General features: G+C 44.5%; 19 protein-coding genes. 18 read left to right on the top strand and 1 reads right to left on the bottom strand.

From position 1 onward, the window contains the following. Window positions 1-58 precede the first annotated feature (58 nt). Complete coding sequence (helD, locus tag ACWQAU_RS00435; protein WP_003646480.1) at window positions 59-2368, bottom strand: RNA polymerase recycling motor HelD; 2310 nt, start codon at window positions 2366-2368, stop codon at window positions 59-61. 258 nt (window positions 2369-2626) lie between these two features. Here helD and ACWQAU_RS00430 point away from each other — a divergent pair, with 258 nt between their 5' ends. From ACWQAU_RS00430 to metG, 18 genes are all read left to right on the top strand, one after another. Continuing rightward, window positions 2627-3403 carry a carbon-nitrogen family hydrolase gene (locus ACWQAU_RS00430; protein ID WP_027821495.1) on the top strand — a complete coding sequence of 259 codons (777 nt, stop codon included), beginning with the start codon at window positions 2627-2629 and terminating at the stop codon, window positions 3401-3403. Window positions 3404-3841: 438 nt separating this feature from the next. Further along, on the top strand, window positions 3842-4858 hold the full coding sequence (trpS, locus tag ACWQAU_RS00425) for a tryptophan--tRNA ligase (protein WP_015825134.1): 1017 nt from the start codon (window positions 3842-3844) through the stop codon (window positions 4856-4858). 405 nt (window positions 4859-5263) lie between these two features. Then, window positions 5264-5974, top strand: coding sequence for a GntR family transcriptional regulator (locus ACWQAU_RS00420; RefSeq protein WP_003641997.1), 711 nt, complete (start codon window positions 5264-5266; stop codon window positions 5972-5974). Between the two features lie 72 nt (window positions 5975-6046). Next, window positions 6047-7408 (top strand): PTS sugar transporter subunit IIC, encoded by a 1362-nt coding sequence (locus ACWQAU_RS00415; protein ID WP_003641998.1) that lies wholly within the window; start codon window positions 6047-6049, stop codon window positions 7406-7408. A 6-nt stretch (window positions 7409-7414) separates the two neighbouring features. Continuing rightward, complete coding sequence (locus tag ACWQAU_RS00410; RefSeq protein WP_003641999.1) at window positions 7415-7603, top strand: hypothetical protein; 189 nt, start codon at window positions 7415-7417, stop codon at window positions 7601-7603. Then, on the top strand, window positions 7593-8015 hold the full coding sequence (locus ACWQAU_RS00405) for a DUF3284 domain-containing protein (protein WP_003642000.1): 423 nt from the start codon (window positions 7593-7595) through the stop codon (window positions 8013-8015). Before ACWQAU_RS00410 ends, ACWQAU_RS00405 begins: the two co-directional genes overlap by 11 nt. A 222-nt stretch (window positions 8016-8237) precedes the next feature. Next, window positions 8238-9593: a PTS sugar transporter subunit IIC gene (locus ACWQAU_RS00400; protein ID WP_003643816.1), complete on the top strand. Its 1356-nt coding sequence runs from the start codon at window positions 8238-8240 to the stop codon at window positions 9591-9593. 17 nt (window positions 9594-9610) lie between these two features. Then, entirely contained in the window at window positions 9611-11047 is a 1437-nt protein-coding gene (locus ACWQAU_RS00395) for a 6-phospho-beta-glucosidase (protein WP_027821494.1), read from the top strand. A gap of 80 nt (window positions 11048-11127) precedes the next feature. Beyond that, the gene (locus ACWQAU_RS00390; protein WP_003642003.1) at window positions 11128-12024 is read left to right on the top strand and encodes an ROK family protein; all 897 of its coding nucleotides are present in this window, start codon (window positions 11128-11130) and stop codon (window positions 12022-12024) included. A 149-nt stretch (window positions 12025-12173) separates the two neighbouring features. Next, window positions 12174-12920, top strand: coding sequence for a MurR/RpiR family transcriptional regulator (locus ACWQAU_RS00385; RefSeq protein ID WP_003642004.1), 747 nt, complete (start codon window positions 12174-12176; stop codon window positions 12918-12920). Window positions 12921-13032: 112 nt separating this feature from the next. Next, window positions 13033-14046 (top strand): tRNA dihydrouridine synthase, encoded by a 1014-nt coding sequence (locus tag ACWQAU_RS00380; RefSeq protein WP_027821493.1) that lies wholly within the window; start codon window positions 13033-13035, stop codon window positions 14044-14046. 441 nt (window positions 14047-14487) lie between these two features. Next, complete coding sequence (locus tag ACWQAU_RS00375; RefSeq protein WP_003642008.1) at window positions 14488-15405, top strand: Ppx/GppA family phosphatase; 918 nt, start codon at window positions 14488-14490, stop codon at window positions 15403-15405. A 45-nt stretch (window positions 15406-15450) separates the two neighbouring features. Next, window positions 15451-16725 (top strand): hydroxymethylglutaryl-CoA reductase, degradative, encoded by a 1275-nt coding sequence (locus tag ACWQAU_RS00370; RefSeq protein WP_003642009.1) that lies wholly within the window; start codon window positions 15451-15453, stop codon window positions 16723-16725. Beyond that, the gene (locus ACWQAU_RS00365) at window positions 16718-17677 is read left to right on the top strand and encodes a hypothetical protein (protein ID WP_027821492.1); all 960 of its coding nucleotides are present in this window, start codon (window positions 16718-16720) and stop codon (window positions 17675-17677) included. Before ACWQAU_RS00370 ends, ACWQAU_RS00365 begins: the two co-directional genes overlap by 8 nt. Window positions 17678-17698: 21 nt before the next feature. Continuing rightward, a complete protein-coding gene (locus ACWQAU_RS00360; RefSeq protein ID WP_027821491.1) occupies window positions 17699-18403 on the top strand; it encodes an NAD-dependent protein deacylase in 705 nt (234 codons plus the stop codon). Continuing rightward, the gene (locus tag ACWQAU_RS00355; protein ID WP_027821490.1) at window positions 18403-19245 is read left to right on the top strand and encodes a DUF72 domain-containing protein; all 843 of its coding nucleotides are present in this window, start codon (window positions 18403-18405) and stop codon (window positions 19243-19245) included. Before ACWQAU_RS00360 ends, ACWQAU_RS00355 begins: the two co-directional genes overlap by 1 nt. A 594-nt stretch (window positions 19246-19839) precedes the next feature. Further along, window positions 19840-20229: an NUDIX hydrolase gene (locus ACWQAU_RS00350; RefSeq protein ID WP_024971611.1), complete on the top strand. Its 390-nt coding sequence runs from the start codon at window positions 19840-19842 to the stop codon at window positions 20227-20229. A 321-nt stretch (window positions 20230-20550) separates the two neighbouring features. Then, window positions 20551-22602 carry a methionine--tRNA ligase gene (metG, locus tag ACWQAU_RS00345; protein WP_003643823.1) on the top strand — a complete coding sequence of 684 codons (2052 nt, stop codon included), beginning with the start codon at window positions 20551-20553 and terminating at the stop codon, window positions 22600-22602. Window positions 22603-22734: the final 132 nt, after the last annotated feature.

Genomic DNA, 22734 nt, shown 5'->3' with positions numbered 1-22734 from the left:
GACTGGAAGTAGCTAGCGTAATACCGCTGGGCTACTTCCAGTCGTTTTTTAATTTCAGTTATACTCGTACCTGATGTTCAATCGTAAATAATGTCGGGTCCAATTGGGCAATTAGTGGGGAGACATCACCGATGCTGAGCAATGTCAAGTGGTGCATCGCTCGTGACGCAATCGTATATAAGATGCCAACTGAATCCGCATCGGGATAATTGGTAGCGGAGACATCGTATGCGACCACCGCGTCAAATTCTAGCCCCTTTGCAAGGTAGATTGGCATAACAATCACGCCTTGTGGCATGGTACGGTCACTATCGGCCATCAACGTTGTTACTGTATAGCGTTTCAGGTATTGGTAGACCTGCTTGCTTTCTGCTAAATCTTTAGTTAGTACGGCAACGGTGTTAGTTGCCTTGAGCTGATGTTCAACTTCGCTACGCAGACTGCTGAGAGCGGCGTCTTCGCCATAGCGAATCATGACCTTAGGTAAATCGCCTTTACGTGTGAACGCTTGAATCTGGTCGCCGTCGGGTAATAGCGCTTTAGCAAAGTTCGTAATCTGTTCGGTCGAACGGTAGCTCTTATTCAACGTAATCAAGTTCGCCCGTCGGACATTGAAAGCATCCTTGAGGCGTTCCAGTAATTGCTGTGGTAACTCAATCCCCTTGAATAATGCTTGTTCACTGTCACCTAACAGTGTGAACTTAGCTAGTGGGAACGCGTGCTTGATATATAACAGTTGTGCTAGCGAATAGTCTTGCATCTCATCGACAAAGATATATTGCATTCGCCGGTTCTGACCACTGCCAGTTAGGACATCGCGTAATAACAATAGTGGCGCGCAGTCAACCAGAGCAATCCGATGGTACTCAACGGCGGCCTGGTAAGCGGCAATTCGTTGTTGCCATTGGTCAGGCGTCACGGTGGTGGGCCGATCAACTTGCGCTAAGAAATCGTTATATTGTTCATAGGTGTCTAAGAAGTAACCATTATAGATCGCATCGTAGACTTGCCGCAGTCGTTTGGTCACGATTTGCTTACCAATATAGAAGACTTCATCGTCGAGTGATTGAAAATCACCGCGGCGCTTGGAACCTAATAAGTCGTGGTAAGCTTCGTCGCTCAATTGGTCAATGATATCATTGACCCAGTCAGCTTGGGCTTCATCGTCAATGCGATGCTTTAAGCGTTTAATTAAAGTGTTCTTGATTGCTAGGAAACGGTCAGCTGGTTGCATCGCTGCTGGTAAGGCCGTCGCAATCTTTGTAATGACCTCTTTAGCGAAGAAGATTTCGCCATTAAAGACGATGTTTGTGAAGCGTAATTGGTCGGCTGGTAGCTGATGGCAATATTGATCGACTTGGCGCATAAAGTCGGCGCTTTCTTGAAAATCGCGAATTGCCGGTGTCAGTTGTTCACGCTGGCGGTCACTTTCGTAGCGCTCAAAGAGGCTTTCAACGGTTAGGCCTTGAAAACGTGCACTGAGAAATTCGGCAAGCGTGACTTGACGCATATTGCGCTCCCCTAAACTAGGTAAGACTTCGGAGATGTAGTGACTGAATAAGCGGTTGGGCGAGAATAATACCATTTGGTCCGCTTCTAGGGAAGCCCGTGAGTGGTAGAGCAGAAAAGCGATCCGTTGTAAAATGGCGGACGTCTTTCCAGAGCCGGCGACCCCTTGGACAACTAGTAAGTCACTAGTGGTATCACGAATAATATCGTTCTGTTCTTTTTGAATGGTTGCTACAATATTTTGCATGTAGGCATCATTTTGTTCTCCAAGGACGGCCTGCAAGATTTCGTCACCGACCGTTTCATTCGTGTCGAACATATTCTTGATCTGACCATGATTAATCTGGAATTGGCGTTTCTTGATCAGCTCGGTCGTCTGTTGCCCGGCCGGCGTTTGATACTGGACCTGGCCCAGAGTACCATTGTAGTAGACTGAGGAAATCGGGGCGCGCCAGTCGTAAACTAAGAAATTCTGTTCAGCGTCGACAAATGAGGCGGTGCCAATGTATAAACGTTCGGCTTCCTCGTCGGGACTATCTTGAATATCAATGCGCCCAAAATAGGGTGAGTTACTAAGATCTTTCAAGACACCGACTTGCCGTTTCAAGATGGCTTCGGATTCCACGGCGCGTTCAACCATTTGCTTTTGTTGTTGCAGTTCCGCGTTCGTTTCAATCCGGTCATCGACTTCAAACGTGTTGACGGAATTATTATCACCATAGTTTTTCTGAATGACATCGGTTTCGTGATGAGCCTTTGCCAGCAAGTCGTCGGTCTGTTGTGCCCGTTCTTTAACTTGCTCGATGACTCGATCAACCCGTTGTTGTTCGCGTTGTTGCTCTTGATCTGATGTTGCCACGTAGAGGGCCTCCCGTCTGATAATCGTCTAAATCGCTTGAACAATTTTAGGCGGGTTTAGGGATGATGTCAATCAAAGCGCCTGCAAATTCACTGATTTATCAGTAATTGTTGTGAAATGTGATTATGAGTGGCACTAAGGCGTACTGGCCAACGGTGGGCAAGTTCGGCAGCCTTACGATGGCAAGGCTGAAACTTGCAACCTATGACTATTTATTCTAATATGATTTTAATCATTCTAATAAAGTGGGTGGAACGAATGCGTGTCGCACTAGCACAACTTAATATTCAGTTTGGAGATCCGGATGCCAACTACGAGCAGATTGAAGTGGCCATTCAACGGGCAGCTGAGCAAACTGTCGACGTGATCGTCTTACCGGAGATGTGGAATACCGGTTATGCGTTAACTCGCCTGAATGTCTTGGCGGATGATGATGGGCAGCAAACGTTACAATTACTCAGCAAGTTAGCTCGGCAGTTTCACGTCAACATTGTCGGTGGCTCAGTCGCGGTCGCTCGCGACGGGCATTACTATAATGAGATGTTAGTCGTCGATCGTCAGGGACAGTTACTGAGTCGTTACGACAAAGTCCACCGGTTTGGGTTAATGGCGGAAGATCGTTATATTACCGCTGGTGAGACCGAGAATGTTTTTGAACTCGACGGAACTGTTGCGATGGGGGCAATTTGTTATGACATTCGTTTCCCAGAATGGCTTCGTAAACAAGCAGCCCGTGGCCCCCAGGTGATTTTTGTCAGTGCTGAGTGGCCGACAGTGCGGCAGATGCAATGGCGGCTATTACTGCAAGCACGTGCGATTGAAAATCAAGCATTCGTGGTTGCGGTTAACCGCGTCGGCAGTGATCCTGATAATCAATTTGGTGGTCAGTCACTAGTTATTGACCCGCTCGGCCAAATTGTGGCTATCGGTGGTGCCCATGCCCAGTTGATTACGGCCGAGCTTGATTTAACACAAGTTGACCAGGCTCGTGGTCAGATTCCAGTGTTTGAAGACCGGCGCCCGGAATTATACTGAAGCGTAAATGGGGACTGTGGCTGGGAGCACTTAACTGAATTTTAATGGTGTTGAAGGAACGCCCGCTTGAATTTCGATGGGCTTAAACGTGGAAATGACGGTCGTTATGATGAAATGGTAGCGGCTAGTTAGCGCGAATGATGCCCAGAATTTATTTTGACACGGTCAGGTATAACCAGTACACTAGAACTAATTAATCGTTGAAGAAAAGAACAGTAAGGCGTCCAATAACAGAGACCTAGCACGTGCTGAAAGCTGGGACGGACTAATGAATTGGCTTTTTGGAGATTCGGTGAACACCGGGAACCCACCCTTATCGGTCAATGAGTGGCAGAGACAAGCTTTCTGCAATTTAGGTGGTACCACGGTGATGCGTCCTAATTAACTAGTATTAGTTGATCAGGCGCTTTTTTAGTGCCAATAGAAAGGATGAATACAATGACAAAAAAAGTGTTTTTAACGGGTGATCGCCCCACTGGTAAGCTGCATATCGGGCACTATGTCGGTTCATTACGTAACCGGGTCGCATTACAAGATTCTGGAGACTATGACTCATACATTATGATTGCGGATAACCAGGCGTTGACGGATAATGCGCATGATCCCGAAAAGATTCGTAAAAGTTTATTACAAGTTGCGATGGACTACTTGGCAGTGGGAATCGATCCTCAAAAGTCAACGATCTTAGTCCAGTCTCAAATTCCAGCATTAACTGACATGATGAATCAATACTTGAACTTAGTGACGGTAGCGCGCTTGAATCGTAACCCAACTGTGAAGACGGAAATCAAGCAAAAAGCTTTTGGTGAGAGTGTTCCTGCCGGTTTCTTTGTTTATCCAGTCAGTCAGGCTGCTGATATTACGGCTTTCAAGGCGACGACCGTTCCCGTTGGTGACGATCAAGAACCAATGCTCGAACAGACCCGTGAAATCGTACGGAGCTTCAATAAGACTTACCAAACTGACACGTTGGTCGAACCTGAAGGCTACTTCCCACCAAAGGGCTTGGGCCGAATTCCTGGACTTGACGGCAATGCCAAAATGAGTAAATCACTAGGAAATGCGATTTACCTTTCTGACGATGCTGATACTTTGAAGAAGAAAGTCATGTCCATGTATACCGATCCTGATCATATTCATATTGAAGATCCGGGTAAGGTCGAAGGTAACGTTGTCTTTACGTACCTTGATATTTTCGATGAAGACAAGACCAAGGTCGCAGACTTAAAGGCCGCCTACCAACATGGTGGCTTGGGTGACGTTAAGATTAAACGCTACTTGATGGACGTGTTGGACGGTGTATTGCGGCCAATCCGCGAACGGCGTGCAATTTACGAAGCTGATCCAGCTCAAGTCTTACAAATTTTGAAGGATGGTACAGCGAAAGCGAACGTGGTCGCTGACCAAACGTGGCGTGAGATGCAAGACGCCATTGGAATTAATTATTTTAAATAAATCATGGTAGAAAAAAGTGCAACTGACCGTCGGATGTGTGAAGACGGTGAGTTGCACTTTTTTGTACGCCCTTAATATGGGGTTGTCCGGTAAATTAATAACGATGGACCAACGCATCACGGTTGCTAATTAAAAGGAAAAGACAGACTAAATTGAAAATTAGACTGATTTCGTTTGCTTTCTTACATGAATAATTGTAAAAAAGTGCTTGTTAAAATAAGTTTTTGGCAAGAAAAGGGGTGGTAAGGAATCTGAAAACGCTTGCTGTGGCTGGCTTTGGTCATAATATAAATTCATTGGTATAAAATTACGAAAAATAAAGCGTTTTCATATATTCTGTGATAATATAATTTGTGGGCACAAGTTTTACAAGCACCTACTAATTTATCGAAAGGAGGTTTAGTCATGTATCAGGCAATTGCGCAGGCAATCATTAAATCGATAATGGCGGATGAATATCCGACCAAGTTACCAACCGAAAAAGTGTTAATGGCGCAGTACAATGCCAGTCGCAATACGATTCGTAAAGCGATTGATGTGGTCTTCCGGCATGGGTTGTTGCGTCGTGTGCAGGGGAGCGGCAATTTTATTATCAAACAACCGCAGAACACGAAGAAAGTGCTCAACTTATCGATTGGATTTGACCAGTCCGCCATGGTTGAGGGTGGACCATTAGTATCAAAAGTTGTCACATTTGATAAAGTGACAGCGGATGAGACTTTAGCACAACAAGGGAACATTGCGCTTGGTGACGAGGTTTATCGGGTGGTGCGATTACGTTATTTGAATGACATCTTGTATGACCTGGAAGAGTCTTATTTTCCGCGAACGGTCGTCCCGTTCTTATCGAGTGAGAGCGTGCAGCATTCAATCTTCGCCTTCTTGCGAGAGGCATATGGTATTACGGGGAGCACCACGGAAAACTACGTCCATCAAGTGCGGGTGGACGCGCAACGGGCGGAGTTGATCGGTTGCCCAGATGGTGACAAAACGTTGTGCTTGGAAGCAATCAATTACTTGGCTAATGGGACGGTCTTTAACTTCTCCAGGACGTTCTTCGTCTATCCAGATTTGGAACTCTATTACCATACCGAAAATATTGATTTACAAAACTAGTACGGGGGTGACGCAACAGTTGTGTTGGGTCACTAACTAGCGAAAACCTACATTAGGAGTGAGGGGTATATTATGAATTCATTTATCGAATGGCTTAACAAACACTTAGTGCCAGTTGCGGCCAAGATTGGTGCAGTTCGGTGGTTGATCGCATTACGTGACGCGTTTATAGCAATTATGCCGGCAATGATGGCCGGGTCGATCGCCACGGTTCTGAACGCTTTAGTTCGAGATATTCCAACGAAGTTCGGTTGGATGGGCATTGTTAATTCGATGCAGTGGTTGATTGGAATTAATGCGATGGTTTGGACGGGGACGTTAGCCATCTTAGGTCTGATTTTCTCATTTACATTCGGGTATCAATTGGCAATCCAGTACAAAGTTGAACCAGTTACTGGTGGGATCGTGACACTTGGAACTTTCATCATGAGTTTGCCACAAAACTTTACCGGCACGTTGACGAGTACGTTGAGCAAGGGCGCTACTAAGATTTTGACGGACTCTGGCATGGCGGTTGCTGGCAAAAAGGTGACGGCTTGGGGTTACTTCAACTTCAACACGTACTTTGGTTCGTATGGTTTCTTTACGGTCATGATTTTAGGGGCCATTGCGAGTGCCGTTTACATTGCTTTGATGAAGAAACACATTACAATCAAGATGCCAGATTCTGTGCCACCGGCAGTTGCAAACGCCTTCACTGGGGTTATCCCAGCCGCCGCTGCATTTTATGTCGTTGGGATTATTAACTGGATCTTCAGTAAATTCAACACCACGGTGATTGAATGGATCGCGAAGATTATTCAAGAACCACTATTGAATATGAGTCAAGGGTACGGCGCCGTCCTCTTAATGACGCTGTTAGTTCAAGTTTTCTGGTTCTTCGGGATTCATGGTTCCAATGTCCTGGCACCAATCTTGGACGGAATCTGGTTGACGGCTCAGCTTGCTAATGTTAACGCTTACCAAGCTGGCAAAGCCTTGCCATACGTTTGGACGCGGAACTGTTTTGACTTATATGCATGGATTGGTGGGGCCGGCTCGACCTTACTATTATTAGTAGCGATTTTAGTATTTAGTAAACGAGACGACCAACGTTCAGTGGCTAAGTTGGCGATTGGCCCCGGATTCTTTAATATTAACGAACCCGTGATGTTCGGGATGCCAATTGTACTTGACCCAATCTACTTTATTCCGTTCGTTTTAGCACCAGTTGTGACTGTTTCGATCGCCTACGCTGCTTTATCAGCTGGGTGGGTCGCACCGATTACGAACAATATCGTTTGGTCAATGCCACCGATTATGAACGCCTTAGTTGCCACAATGGACTGGCGGTCAGTGGTCTTACAATTATTTAATGCCGCCGTTGCCTTTGCGATTTACGTGCCATTCGTTAAGGCTGCCAACAAGATTAAACCAGCAGCGATTGGAGAATAGATTGTCATGAAAAGCTTAAAGCAGTGTTTACTCATCGGGATGAACCTTGGATTATTAGCCGTTATCTTAAGTCCCCTGGCCGGAACGACCGGTCAATGGGTGACGCTCGGATTAGGTTTAGCGGTCAGCGCAGCACTTTTCGTCGTTTATCGGCGAGTGGGTCAGATAGAAAGGAGCCACCAGAATGCAGATTAAATTAACTTTGAACGCCCCTGTGGATTATTTATACCAACAGTTGATCGATTCCGCGCGGGCTGATATTCAGCAGCAAACGGGTCGGCCGGCGCCACGGCAGAGCTTACAAGGCTATGAGTATGCCAAACAGTGGTCCAACGGTCTGACCGGTAATTTGAAGATTACCCACGCGCAACCCGGTGTTCGATATGCGTATGAATTAGAAACGCCCCGCGATCATTACGGCGTCGATTATCAATTCGCACCGGACACTGATGGTCACCAAACTGTCTTAGAATATGCCGAAACCTTTTTAGGCAAGGATAAGAAAACGAATGCCAATAATAAGCTCGGCGTGCTATTCTTAGGATGGTTCCGTAAACGCCGCTTTAAGAAGATGATGAATCAGATGGCTGCTAGTTATAATCAATAAGCAGGCTGGATTCAAAAATTGATTTCGTTAGAAGAGTGCTGTAAATCCGTAAGTGGATTTACAGCACTTTTTTGAACAGATATGGTACACAGCGTTTCAGATGTGGTCGTGATACCATCACGATGGAACAAGTGAGCAACTGCATTGTAAGCGCTTTTAAAACGCATGTAGTTCACTTATACTAGCTTTTGTAAGTTAAATCAAAGGGAGGAACAACTTATGATGAACGGTTTTAACGTGTTTATGGAAAAACACATTGTACCATTTGCAGTCAAGTTGAATGAACAGCGACATGTCGCGGCAATCCGTGATGCTTTTATGTACACATTCCCAATTACAATGGCTGCATCGTTAGTTATTTTAATTAATAACTTAGTTTTTTCAAAAACGGGGTTTATTGCACAAATCTTATTTTTACCCAAATTTTTTCCACACTTGGAAAATGCCCAAAAGTTATTAACCTCAGTAACTAACGGAACGATGAATATTTTATCGATTTTTATTGCGTATCTGGTGGCACGGAATTTGGCCAAATATTTTAAAGCTGATGACATGTTAGTAGGGATGACGGGGATTGCCTGCTTCATGATTTTATACTCACCATCAATTATCAAAGACGGTGTAACCTATTTGCCAACGACTTATTTAGGTGCACAAGGGCTGTTTGTTGCAATGATAGTAGGTGGCTTAGTTGGAGAATTTTTACCACGGCTAACGCGCATTAAGAAAATGCAAATCAAAATGCCTGAGATGGTTCCGCCGGCAGTTGCACGGTCTTTCAATGGCTTAATTCCTATCGTTATTATGATTATGCTGTTTTCTATGTTGAACTATGGGTTATCACTAATTTCACCACAAGGAATCAATGATATTATTTATAAATCAATTCAAACACCATTAACCCACATTGGGGTCAACTTATTTGGCGTTATCATTATTGCTATTGTTCAAAATCTTTTGTGGCTTGTCGGTATCCATGGTCCAAACACGTTGAACGCGTTACGATCAATTATTTTTACTGAAGCTGATTTGAAAAACCAAACGTTTATTAACGCTCATGGTACAGCTTGGGGTGTGCCCAACCGTGCAACCTGGAGTGTGTTGAATGATGTCTTCGCCAATATGGGTGGTAGTGGGATGACACTTGGCTTGATTATTGCTATCTTCCTCGTCTCAAGGCGTAAAGATTATCGTGAGATTGCTAAATTGGCATTAGTGCCCGGCCTCTTCAATATTAACGAACCGCTAATGTTCGGTTTACCAATTGTTTTGAATCCAATTATGGCGATTCCATTCGTTCTAACACCAGTGATCAATATCTTGGTTGGCTATACAGTGACAGTTATTTTTAACTGGATACCGACGCCGGCTTTTGGATTGACATGGACAACACCGGGACCACTGATGCCGTTCTTGGGGACTGGTGGCAATTGGCTTGGCCTGATTATTGGATTTGTTTGTTTGGGAATTTCCGTGTTGACGTACATGCCATTTGTACTCGCTGCCAATAAGATGATGGCTGCAGATAGTCAATCTAAACAAGATACGGATACGACGACAGAAACGGTTAAAGCATAGTTTAAAAGGAGTTTAACATGACGATTAAAGGACGAGCGTTTCCAGAAGGGTTCTTATGGGGTGGCGCAGTGGCTGCACATCAACTCGAAGGTGGTTATAAAGAGGGCGGCAAGGGTCTCAGTACGGCAGATATTATGACATTAGGGACGAATGAGCGCCCTCGTGAAATTACGGACGGAGTAGTGGCTGGCAAGTATTATCCTAATCATCAGGCAATTGATTTTTATCATCGTTATCCCGAAGATATTGAATTGTTTGCTGAAATGGGGTTTAAGTGTTTTCGAACATCGATTGCCTGGACGCGGATCTTCCCCAATGGTGATGAAAGCGAACCGAATGAAGCTGGATTACAATTTTATGATGATTTATTTGATGAATGCCTTAAAAATGGGATTCAACCAGTAGTGACACTAGCACACTTTGAAATGCCATATCACTTAGTTAAGCAATACGGTGGGTGGCGTAATCGTAAGCTTATTCAATTCTATTTAAACTTTGCAAAAGTATGTTTTGAACGTTATCGAGATAAAGTAACGTACTGGATGACTTTTAATGAAATCAACAATCAAACTAATTTTGAATCAGACGGTGCCATGTTAACAGATTCTGGAATCATTCATCAAACAGGAGAAAACCGTGAACGCTGGATGTATCAGGCGGCTCACTATGAACTGGTGGCGAGTGCCGCGGCGGTACAGTTAGGCCATCAGATTAATCCAGATTTTCAAATCGGTTGTATGATTGCGATGTGTCCGATCTATCCGCTTACAGCAGCACCAGCAGACGTCTTATTTGCGCAACGAGCGATGCAAACCCGATTTTATTTTGCCGATGTTCATTGCAATGGCACTTACCCACAATGGTTGCGTAATCGTTTTGAGTCGGAGCATTTTAACTTGGACATTACGGCAGAAGATTTGAAAATCTTGCAAGCTGGAACGGTAGATTATATTGGATTTAGCTATTACATGTCGTTTACTGTGAAGGACACAGGAAAGCTAGCTTATAATGAAGAACATGATTTAGTTAAAAATCCATATGTTAAGGCTAGTGATTGGGGCTGGCAAGTTGATCCCGTTGGGTTACGCTATGCTATGAATTGGTTCACGGATCGTTACCATTTGCCACTGTTTATCGTGGAAAACGGTTTAGGCGCAATTGATAAGAAGACGGCAGATAACCAGATACATGACGATTATCGGATTGACTATTTAACGGATCATTTACGACAAATTAAGCTGGCAGTTCTGGAAGATGGGGTTGATTTAATTGGGTATACGCCATGGGGGTGCATTGATTTAGTTGCGGCTAGTACTGGTCAAATGTCCAAACGCTATGGGTTTATCTATGTTGATGAGAACGATGATGGTTCAGGTAGTCTAAAACGTTATAAAAAGGATTCATTTACTTGGTTTCAACATGTGATTGCGACAAATGGTGCCGAAATTGACTAGTGCTTAATTAATGATGTTTGAAATAGTTGTCAATGGCCAGCTTTGATAGCTGGCCATTGGGCGTTTAGGAGGACTGTTAAATGACAATGTATATTGGAATTGATATTGGTGGTACTTCAATCAAGTGCGGCCTAGTTGATGCTCATGGACATATTAGTCGTAAAGTAACACGACCGACTGCCACAGCAAAGGTAGACATTATGGCCGATTTAGTTGCGATGATTCAAGGACTACAAGCAGATGGACAAGTTGCTGGTATTGGAGTTAGCATGCCGGGAGTTGTTCAAAGTGACGGCTTCTTGACGACGGCAGGTGCGGTCACGGCGTTTGAAAAAATTAACTTGCAAGCTGAGTTACATGCACAGACGCAGTTACCGGTCATTATTGAAAATGATGCCAACGCAGCGGCTATTGCTGAGCAATGGCTGGGAGTAGCTCAGAATGTGCCTAATTATTTAAGCTTGGTTCTTGGAACCGGGGTCGGTGGGGCACTGGTTATCAATAACCAGATTTATCGGGGTGCACACGCGCGTTCAGGCGAATTTGGTTGGATGGTTGTTGACGATGATGAGATTGATACTGAAATGGGAACCCTTAATTTCCGGGGTGCAACAGTTATCGGTCTCATACGACGTTATAATCAGTTTAGTGCGATGCCGGTTACTGACGCGCGCGAGATTTTTGACCGAGCAGATGCGGGAGAAGTACTGGCACAACATGTCTTTCATAGCTACTATTACAGTTTGGCTAAAGGAATCATTAATTTAATGGTTGCTTTTGATCCCGAATTAGTCGTAATTGGTGGTGGCATTAGTGCGAACACGACCTTTATGACTGATTTGAATGCAACGATTGCAGACTTACAGGCTAATCATAATAGTATTAATCATTTGACTTTGGCATCAGTAGTACCAGCTAAATTGCGGAATGATGCTGGGATGATTGGGGCAGTGTATCAGTTGATTAAGCGTGGTTAAAAAGGCGGATCAAACTGGTTTATTAAAATAGGGTGACACGTATTTTAATTTAAAAAATGAAAAAGCTTGAATGCTAGATGTTTTTTAGAAGCGGTTACGCATTTATGGTAATCTAGTGAATAGATTATTAGATAGGGTGGTGGCTAACCGTGGCATTCTTTGGCTATAAGGATATCGATAAGTTATCTGGAGTAGATTTAGCAATTTATCGATTTATTGTGGAGCATGATGAGCAAATCCCGTATATGCGAGTCCGTGAGTTAGCGCGGGGTGCGCACGTTTCTAATTCGTCAGTCATGCGCTTTATTCGTAAAATTGGGTATGATAGTTTTCCAGAATTTAAAGTATCGCTACGCAGTGAAACGCCCATTCAAAAGCCGGATGCTCCAGGTATTCAGTTTGTTCAACCGAGTGCCTTTCCTGCAGATATTACTAAGATTATTCGACTGGCAGCTCAGTTGATGGTCAATGCGGATAATATCGTGTTTGTTGGTATCGGAGCATCAGCGGCGTTGGGCGAGTATGCTTCACGTCAAACGTCATCATTAGGATTTAATAGTTATGTCGTCAAGGATCCTTTCTATCCACTATTACCACAATTACGTAATACTAGTAATAACGTTTTGGTGGCAGTGTCAGTCTCCGGTCAGACGTCTGAGTTGGTTGAAATGCTTAATGACTTTGTGAATAATCCTGAAGTCAATATTATTAGTATTACGAGTAATCTTGAGAGTACGATTGCTCGAATGAGTCGATATGCGTTAACGTATCGGGCGACTGAGGAGCGTATTCATCAATATTATGACTTAACTAGCCAAGTGCCATGCCTTTACATTATTGAGGCACTGTTACGGGAACTTCGTCATCAAGAAGTCGTCCAACACCGGTTTGAGTAAACTTTTAATTTATTTAGCCAGCAAACGTCATTCCTGCAAAGCAGGCATATCAATGCTAAAATTAAAAGCATTCAATCCAAAAGTTAAACTAGTGATAAGGGAGTATGAGAACGTGACAGCAACACCATTCTGGTCGCAAATTGCGGCCCAAGCCAAGGCAGACGGGCGACCATTTTTTACGATGGCCCCGATGGAAGCCGTTAGTAATACTGTTTTTCGGCAAGTCATTAGCCATGCCGCTGCTCCAGATACGTTTTTTAGTGAATTCGTCTATGCTAAGAGTATTACGAACCCGAATACGAAGTTTCCGGTGCATGGTCGTTTGTACGTGGCGGCAGCTGAGTCGCAAAAACCGGTCGTTCAACTGTGGGGTAACGAAGCGGCTGACTTTGCTTCGGCTACAGCTGAACTTCGTGACCGGGGCTTTGAAGCAGTTGATATCAATATGGGCTGCCCGGATGGGACGGTCATCAAAAATCATGGTGGCAGCGATTTGATTCGCAATCCGCAGTGGGCTGAAGACGTGATTGCGGCTGCAAAGACGTCGGGACTGGCCGTTAGTGCGAAGACGCGCTTAGGTTACAGTAAAGTTGCTGAATATCATGACTGGATTGCAACGTTGTTATCGCAACATGTGGCAGTCTTGACCGTTCACTTGCGGACCAAACAGGAAATGAGTAAGGTTCCCGCGCACTTTGAAGTTGTAGATGACTTGATTAAAATGCGTGATGCAATCGCCCCGGAAACGTTACTCCAGATTAATGGTGACGTGGCTGATTATCAGGCCGGGGTGGCGTTAGCCAAAGCACATCCTGGATTAGATGGTATCATGATTGGTCGGGGAGTGTTCGCGAATCCGTTTGCATTTGAGTCCCATCCCCAATCGCATGATTTGCATGAACTATTAGGTTTACTGAACATGCAGCTCGACTTGTTCGATGACTTTGCCACCCGTTATGACGTGCCACGTTTTCCGTCCTTAAAACGGTTCTTTAAAATCTATGCGCGCCCAGAACTAGGCGCCACTGACCTGCGTAACACGATGATGGATGCCAAGTCAACGGATGATGTACGCAAAATTTTAGCGGCTCATCAAGCCAAAATGCGGGTGACCAATCACAGTTAGCGTCAGCAGCAGACAGGTTGATTAAGGCAGTAATACGTTAATAAACTTCAATCTTATTATATAGAAACATCTCGATATCGGCAGTGAGTGCTAATGTTGGGATGTTTTTGTATCTAAAGGGGTATGACAATTGTATTCAAATCATTGGAGGACTGATTGTTCGCCTGTCGCCAAGCTAATCTGGATGCTTGTAACATCATTTACAATGATTGTAACGTTGTCATCTTATCAAGAAAACCATGTTACAAGCATTCGTTACTGCCAACTAGCTAGTCTAATAAACCCAAAATGAACGGCCCTAGTCAAAACACTAGCGTTGTTCATTTTGGGCTTTTTGATATTTTTTGGTGTGCAATCCGGCCCTAGAAGTCACAGTGTTACATCATAAATGTTAGAATAAACCTAACTAATATTTTATAAACGAAAAGTGAGCGTGGTGTTATGAGAAACTTAGCGATTGTGGATTTAGGGTCCAATTCGGCGCGGATGGCGGTCAGTCGGTTGCATGCTAACGGCACTGCTCAAGAAATCAAGCGTGTTAAGGAAGATACGCGTTTGTCGGAAGGAATGGGAACGGCACACGTACTCCAGCCAGCCGCAATTGAGCGAACAATCAAGGCGTTACTCAATTTTCGCCGACTTTATGAAAAAATGCCCAATACGGATGTTATTGGCATCACCACAGCTGCAGTTCGGATGGCACAAAATCAGGCTGAATTTCTCAATCAAGTCAAGCAAGAAGTGGGGCTCGATTTACGAGTCTTATCTGGTGACGATGAGGCCTATTACGATTATCTTGGGGTTGCCAATTCATTGGTCATCCATGATTGCCTAATCTTAGACACGGGTGGCGCAAGTTGTGAACTGATCTTGGTCAAAAATGGCCGCAAACAGCAACTGATCAGCATTCCATTTGGCGCGGTGACATTATCGGAACAATTCGGTCTCGACGACTTAGTGCCGTCTGCGAGTCTATTTCGGGCGCAGATGTTCCTACGTAACCGACTGGCAGATATTTGGTGGTTATCAGAAGCAGTGCACTTCCCAATCATTCTATTGGGTGGTGCCAACCGAACCTTAGCCCGCATTAATCGGCGCCGGCAACAAAAGTTAAAAGTTGAAGATATTCACGGGTATCGTCTGAAGACAGAGACGGTGTTCCACACGTTTTTGGACTTACTGTCACGGTCGAAAAAAGGTCGCCAGGAAATTTCAGGAATGGAATATGATCGTGCGGACATTATTGTTGGTGGAATGTTACCGCTAGTGACGTTATTACAGATGTTGGATAGTGATCGGGTGATCTTTTCTGAAAGTGGTGTTCGTGAGGGAATTATTTCAGAACACCTCAATCAATAGGTCGGTTCGGTAGATGAGTCGAATGGAGAGAATAGGAATGAGAATATGACAGCTGATTTTCGGCACTTTTATCAAAAAAATTGGGCGGAACGCACTGCCATCGTAGCGCAACAGGCCCATTTAACGCCAGCTGAACAGGCGTTATTTAAACAATATTATTTACCACAACATCATGAAATTATTGAGAATTATTTGACGGATTACCCATTACCGATGGGGTTGGCTGTCAACTTAGTCGTCGATGGCGTGGATCACATTGTTCCAATGGTTACTGAGGAACCTTCTGTTATTGCGGCAGCAAGTAATGGCGCTAAAATTGTCAAGCGTGCAGGGGGCTTCACGACCGTCCTTAATCAACGTGAAATGATTGGTCAAATCGTTCTGGAGCAGTTGTCTGATCCGGCTGCAACCGCTGCCGTGATTGAAGCCCACGCTGCAGCATTATTAAAAGTAGCTGATGCGGCCCATCCCAGTTTAAAAAAACGAGGTGGTGGCGCTCGGCGCCTACGTACGCGTGTTCTCGGACAAGGCTATTTATCAATTGACCTATTCGTTGATGTGCAGGCTGCTATGGGGGCCAATATGCTCAATAGTATGTTGGAAGCCGTGGCAAAGTCCATCGGTGTGATGACGAAGCAGGACGCTTTAATGAGTATTCTATCGAATTATGCAACGGCGAGCTTAGTCAAGGCCATTTGTGACATTCCGGTCGGATTATTACAGGCTGGGCGGTATGCCGGCAAACTAGTTGCCCAGAAGATTGCGTCGGCCAGCACGGTCGCTCAGCTTGATCCGTACCGGGCCACGACTCATAATAAAGGTATCATGAACGGTATTGATGCTGTCGCTATTGCTAGTGGCAACGACTGGCGCGCCTTGGAGAGCGGGGCACACGCCTATGCTGTTAAGGACGGTCAATATCGTGGCATGAGTACCTGGACCAGTGATGGTCGGATGCTGCACGGTGAACTGGAATTGCCACTACCGGTTGGCATTGTGGGCGGTTCAATCAAAATTAACGAGTTAGCCCAGTTGAATCAACGAATATTAGGTATTCAAACGGCGGGTGATTTGGAAAGAATTATGGTTGCCATCGGGTTAGCCCAAAATCTAGCCGCTTTACGCGCCTTGGTCACGACTGGTATCCAGCAGGGCCATATGCACCTACAGTTGAAATCGCTCGCGATGGCAGCGGGGGCTACTCCTGAGGAACTCCCCGTTATCTTACAACGACTTGAATTAGCATCTCAACAAGACCTCGCAACCACGCAACAACTCATTGCGGAATTGCGGCAAACAAAGGAAGAGACCGATGACTGAAATTAAATTGAACCAAACTGTTACAGATTTATTAAGTACCGCCAATTCGTTATATCCGGGCAATATTAGTGTTCGTTTTGGTGACACAAAAGCGGGTTACGTCCGCCATGATCAAGCACAACAAGTGTTAGATGATGGTGACCTGACCGTTCGGGTTAGCGATATTACGGCTCCTAATTACACAGCGTCACATGAATTATTACATCTATTATTGTTATTACAAGGCTTTCCACAGATTACCTTTAATTTAACTACGCGTGATCAACAATTGGACGAACAATTGATGGCAATCGCTATGGAACTTTATGACATGGTGAGCCACGTCTTGGTCGTACGCAAACAACGGGAACATGACTTAATCGATGAGCAAATCGAAACGCTATACATGCAAGGTGTGGCGGCCACAATCGAACCGGAACCTGCGGGCAAGGCGGATGCGATGATGACGTTACGGTTATTAACATTGACTGACCTACTCGTTTTCTTTAATGGTGAATTAACAGCTGATGATTTGCAAAAGGTGACAACGGCCTATCCACAAGCTTGGCCGGCTGCACAGAAGCTATACGCCGTAATCAGTCAGAAGCCAGTTGATACCCCGTTCACTATGCGGCGTGCCGTAGTAAAGCTGTTCAAGGCTTTTGATGATCAGATGACGGCTTGGCATTTACCAGTCCTACACGGAACGGAATTTGTGACCGTTCAGAGTGTGCTCAGTGAACGGCAAGAGCGGCTGGAAGTCCGGCAATTATTTGACGTTTACCATTCAGATCTATTAGATAAAAATAAACATACCCGAGCGTACATTGGGTTATATAAGAGTGACCGTCAGAATGCGTTTGTCTTACCAGCACCGGCGCAAAAGAAGAGCGATGCCTTTTTCAAAGAGGTGTACGATAAGACGGTCAAAGAATTATTCCAAGAAATGAATCTACCCTATACGTTACGGTAAGCTAAGCAGGGAGATGTCAGAATGAGTGACATTACAGCAGCACAAACAACTTTACAACAAGCTCAGCATATCGTTTTTATGACGGGGGCCGGCGTTTCGACGCCCTCGGGAATTCCCGATTACCGGTCTAAAAATGGACTGTATACCGAACACCATAACGCGGAATATTATTTAAGCCACGCGTTTTTGGCGGAGCATCCGCTGGAATTTTATCAATATTTACAATCAAATTTATATTATCCAGACGCCCAACCGAATGTGATTCATCAAAAGATGGCGGCACTGACTCGGCAAGGGCGGGCCAGTGTGATTACACAAAATATTGATAATTTATATGGGGTGGCTAAAACGGCTCAGCTCGTTGAATTTCACGGTAATCTCTATCAGATTTACTGCACCAAGTGTGGTCAGCATGTCGATTGGCATGAGTATTTGAAGTCCCCTTACCATCAGACAGACCATGGCTACTTACGGCCTAACGTGGTGTTGTATGACGAGGGGATTGCGAGTGCCAATATCGAACGGGCAGTTCAATATTTACAACAGGCTGACCTAGTCGTTATTTGTGGGACCTCGTTTCGGGTGTACCCGTTCGCCGGCCTAATTGACTATCGTAATCCGAAGGCTCAAGTGCTTGCAATCAATGCGGAACCGCTCCAGTTGCCATTTGCATTTACGATGGTGCAACAAGATGCGGTCGACTTCTTCGAGGGGGTGCAGGTCTGATGATAACAATTGGCTTAACAACTTGGACGGAACACCCTAGTTTACTGGGTGGTACTGAAAAGCTGACCTTAACTGAATATTCGGGAGTCCTACCAGTCGTCGAAGTGGACACGCCATTCTATGGTATTCCGAAAGTGACGACGGTCGCGAAGTGGCAAAAGGCCGTCCCTGATAAGTTTCAGTTTGTTTTGAAAGCAAATCAGGTGATGACGCTGCATGACACTTATGACGAAGGGGTCTCGATGGATGCGCTAAAGACAGCTTATCGGGAATACCGTGCGATGCTCAAACCGTTAACGCAGCACCAGCAATTAAAAGCGGTGCTCTTCCAATTTCCGCCGTTCTTTGAACGGTCGAACCGCAACTTCCATTACCTACAACGGATGGTCGAGTGGTTACCCGGTGTTCCAATCGCAGTCGAATTTCGTAACCAGAGTTGGTACGAGGAGAGTGTCAAAGATGCGGTCTTTAGTTTTCTGAAGGATCTGGGGATTACCCATGTGATTGTCGATGAGCCGCACGCTTTAAATGATGGCGTTAGTTTCGAGTCGGTCGTAACGAATTCGAAGTTGGCACTCTTACGCTTACATGGTCGTAACCAGCAGGGCTGGTCAGCCAAGGGCGCTAACTGGCGTAGCCAACGGACTTTATATCGGTATAGTGATCAAGAACTAGCTGAATTCAAGCAAACGGTGGAACAGTTACAACAGCAGGCGGACGAGGTTTGCGTCATCTTTAATAATAATTCTGGTGGTGACGCGGCCGATAACGCGATGGCACTCAAAGAGTTGCTAGGCGTTTCGTTTGGTGATTTAGGACCGCATCAACTGGACTTGTTTTAAAATAATTTATGAGTGATTGATGTGATACTTTGCTTAATTGAACGAGTTATCAGTTGAATTACTATGTTGAATCAATACAGTCAGTATGACCGTGAACCGTTGAAATTTGGTCGTACGGTTGAATATTCTTTAATTGATGAATCAGGACAACTAAAAATGTAGCGGCAGTTCGGACATTCAATAATGTGAGCTGCCGCTACATTTTTTGGCACTTACACCTTAGCTAATCAATATGGACTTAGCCATCTGATTTGAAAGCGAACGGTTGGGATACATCATTTGGAAGTAAAGTTAGTGTAAAGTCAAGAAGTAGTTTATGTAAATCCCTGTTTAGTTTTGGTAATAATTATCCGTTGGTCGTGGATACGATGGCTTGGACTGCCTTAAAACTAGACAGTTATAAGTACCTTAATTCATGATTCTTAGATGAATTAGGGTGATTGAGAAAAGTGCGTGATTAAGATACACTGACTTCAGTTCAAGCAACTAAGTAGTTGCCTGCCACTATGTGAGTTGCAGATAGTTATGGCAGGTTGAAGTGTTGTTGAGAATCGAATGTTAGGTCATAAAAATATAGATTGGGGCGGATTGGGTATGCAACCGGATATTATTTGCGCAAATGGGGTTTTCTGCGCTGATGGAAAAGTCTTATTAACACGGGAATCAAAAAACACAGCCTATTATTTTCCTGGTGGCAAGGTTGGTGTGGGAGAGACGCTAACACAGACTCTGCAGCGAGAATTAAAAGAAGAGTTGTCATTAGTTGTGTCGCCAGATCGGTTTAAGTGGGCCTTCACCCACCGTGGTGTGGCCTATAATCAACCGGGAAAAATAGTCGAGTTAAATTGTTTTTTAGTTGCGGGGAGTGGCGCGCTCAAAGTCGACTCGGAAGTTTATGATTATAAGTGGTGTCGGCCGGACGATAGCCGGATCGCGGAAGTCGTTCGTGAAGCGCTGGCCCGATATTCGTGGGTTGTTGAATAATAATAGATTACCAATAAATGACCGGTTAAAATCAACTCGTGATTTTAATCGGTTATTTTGTGGTGGTTGGTTGGGCCATTTGAAGCATGGTGCACAGTTGACTAGTCTGCCACGATCTTTGCGTGTGGAGAACTCTTTTGTTAGTGTTTCTTAATAAACACAGGAAATATGATACAATATAAGAGATTCTACACATTGGCCCAGCAACATGTTATTTTAGACCAAGACGTGTTGTTTGGACGCGTGTGATTTGTTCATGGATTTTAATCAAAGACATGCTTAACGAGTTAATCATAAACCAGTTTGAAGGGAATTTACGTCATGGCAGAAACAAAACCAACTTATTATATTACGACGCCGATCTACTATCCTTCGGGGAAGTTGCACATCGGTAATTCATACACGACAATTGCGTGCGATACTTTAGCACGTTACAAACGTGCGATGGGTTACGATGTTTACTTCTTAACCGGGACGGATGAACACGGCCTCAAAATTGAAGAAAAAGCAGAAAAATTGAACACTGATCCGAAGTCATACGTTGATGGGATGGCAAAACAAATCAAGGATTTATGGCAATTGCTAGAAATCTCTAATGACAAGTTTATTCGGACCACCGATGATTATCATGAACGCGCAGTCCAAGAAATTTTCGATCGGTTACTTAAAAATGGTGACATCTACTTAGGTGAGTACGAAGGCTGGTACTCCGTTGATGACGAAGAATACTTCACTGAAACGCAGCTGGCTGAAGTTTTCCGTGATGATAACGGCAAGGTTATTGGTGGTAAGGCGCCCAGTGGTCATGAAGTCGAACTTGTTAAAGAACAGTCCTACTTCTTTAAGATGAGTAAGTACGCAGATTGGTTGTTAGATTATTATCAAAGTCATCCTGACTTTATTGAACCAGCTAATCGGATGACCGAAATGATCAATAATTTTATTAAACCAGGTCTGGAAGACTTGGCCGTTTCTCGGACGAGCTTTACTTGGGGTGTCCCTGTCAAGAGTGATCCTAAGCACGTCGTTTACGTGTGGATTGATGCCCTGACAAACTATATTACGGCACTGGGTTACGCAACCGGCGACTCCGAAGACTTGTTTAACAAGTTCTGGCCTGCCGATGTTCAAATGGTTGGTAAAGAAATCGTGCGCTTCCATACGATTTACTGGCCAATTATTTTGCATGCACTCGGGTTACCATTACCTAAGAAGGTCTTTGGTCATGGTTGGTTATTGATGAAGGACGGCAAAATGTCCAAGTCTAAGGGTAACGTGATTTATCCTGAAACATTGGTTGAACGTTACGGCTTGGATGCGCTTCGTTATTATTTAGTTAAAGCCATGCCTTATGGTAACGATGGTTTATTCACACCAGAGGACTTTGTGGCGCGGGTTAACTATGACTTGGCTAATGACTTGGGAAACTTGCTGAACCGGACCATTGCGATGATCAATAAATATGAAGATGGTCAATTACCAGCATTCAAAGCCGGTGTGACTGAATTTGACGCTGACTTAGAAGCCACAGCTGCCACGACTATTAAGAACTTCAACGCTTGCATGGACAGCCTGCATTTATCGGATGCGCTGGCTGAAGTGTGGAAGTTGGTCAGTCGGACGAACAAGTATATTGATGAAACGGCACCTTGGCAATTAGCTAAGAGTGACGATGCGAATGATGCTGATAAGTTAGCCAGTGTGATGGCCCATTTAGCAGCTAGTTTGCGGGTGATTGCTAGTTTGATCAGTCCGGTCATGACGCATGCACCTAAGGAAATCTTTACCCAATTAGGGTTGGACCCAGCAACTTTAGCAATTGCCGACTTACAACTGGCTGATTTGCCGGCTGGCGCACAAGTCGTTGCTAAGGGAACCCCAATCTTCCCACGGGTCGATATGGATGCCGAAGTTGAATTCTTGAAGGGTAAGATGACGAAATCCGACAAACAGAAGGGGCGTAAAGCCATGGAAAACGCGAAACATGAAGCTGAAGTCGAACAAGGCTGGAACCCAGCTGAGACTAATTTGAACCTCACTAAACCAGCAATTACCATTGATGATTTTGACAAGGTCGAATTGAAAGTTGCTGAAGTCATTACGGTGCAGAAATTGAAAGGGGCTGACAAACTCCTACAATTCCGTTTAGATGCAGGAGATGCTGATCATCGCCAAATCCTTTCAGGTATTGCTAAGTGGTATCCAGAACCGGAAGAACTGATTGGCAAGAAGGTTATCATCGTTGGTAACTTAAAGCCACGGAAGCTTCGTGGTGAAATGAGCCAAGGCATGTTACTGTCAGCAGAACACGACGGTCAGGTGCAATTAATTACGGTACCAGATAATATGGTAAACGGATCATTGATTTCGTAAAAACTAAATGTTGAATAAAAAATCGGGCGCACTGACTAGTGAGCTCGATTTTTTATTTGTAATTCAATTGTTATTTTAGTTGTTTTTGACAAATGGGTTAATCTCCCGTACAGTAGTACGAACAAGAAATGA

Source organism: Lactiplantibacillus sp. 3062 (assembly GCF_055413545.1).
This window is presented reverse-complemented; position numbering and strand designations above follow the sequence as displayed.

Bases quoted from the DNA above. Each gene is read 5' to 3' on its own strand.
- ACWQAU_RS00430 (WP_027821495.1), top strand. From the start codon at position 2,627: ATGCGTGTCGCACTAGCACAACTTAATATTCAGTTTGGAGATCCGGAT.
- trpS (WP_015825134.1), top strand. From the start codon at position 3,842: ATGACAAAAAAAGTGTTTTTAACGGGTGATCGCCCCACTGGTAAGCTG.
- ACWQAU_RS00420 (WP_003641997.1), top strand. From the start codon at position 5,264: ATGTATCAGGCAATTGCGCAGGCAATCATTAAATCGATAATGGCGGAT.
- ACWQAU_RS00415 (WP_003641998.1), top strand. From the start codon at position 6,047: ATGAATTCATTTATCGAATGGCTTAACAAACACTTAGTGCCAGTTGCG.
- ACWQAU_RS00410 (WP_003641999.1), top strand. From the start codon at position 7,415: ATGAAAAGCTTAAAGCAGTGTTTACTCATCGGGATGAACCTTGGATTA.
- ACWQAU_RS00405 (WP_003642000.1), top strand. From the start codon at position 7,593: ATGCAGATTAAATTAACTTTGAACGCCCCTGTGGATTATTTATACCAA.
- ACWQAU_RS00400 (WP_003643816.1), top strand. From the start codon at position 8,238: ATGAACGGTTTTAACGTGTTTATGGAAAAACACATTGTACCATTTGCA.
- ACWQAU_RS00395 (WP_027821494.1), top strand. From the start codon at position 9,611: ATGACGATTAAAGGACGAGCGTTTCCAGAAGGGTTCTTATGGGGTGGC.
- ACWQAU_RS00390 (WP_003642003.1), top strand. From the start codon at position 11,128: ATGACAATGTATATTGGAATTGATATTGGTGGTACTTCAATCAAGTGC.
- ACWQAU_RS00375 (WP_003642008.1), top strand. From the start codon at position 14,488: ATGAGAAACTTAGCGATTGTGGATTTAGGGTCCAATTCGGCGCGGATG.
- ACWQAU_RS00370 (WP_003642009.1), top strand. From the start codon at position 15,451: ATGACAGCTGATTTTCGGCACTTTTATCAAAAAAATTGGGCGGAACGC.
- ACWQAU_RS00365 (WP_027821492.1), top strand. From the start codon at position 16,718: ATGACTGAAATTAAATTGAACCAAACTGTTACAGATTTATTAAGTACC.
- ACWQAU_RS00360 (WP_027821491.1), top strand. From the start codon at position 17,699: ATGAGTGACATTACAGCAGCACAAACAACTTTACAACAAGCTCAGCAT.
- ACWQAU_RS00355 (WP_027821490.1), top strand. From the start codon at position 18,403: ATGATAACAATTGGCTTAACAACTTGGACGGAACACCCTAGTTTACTG.
- ACWQAU_RS00350 (WP_024971611.1), top strand. From the start codon at position 19,840: ATGCAACCGGATATTATTTGCGCAAATGGGGTTTTCTGCGCTGATGGA.
- metG (WP_003643823.1), top strand. From the start codon at position 20,551: ATGGCAGAAACAAAACCAACTTATTATATTACGACGCCGATCTACTAT.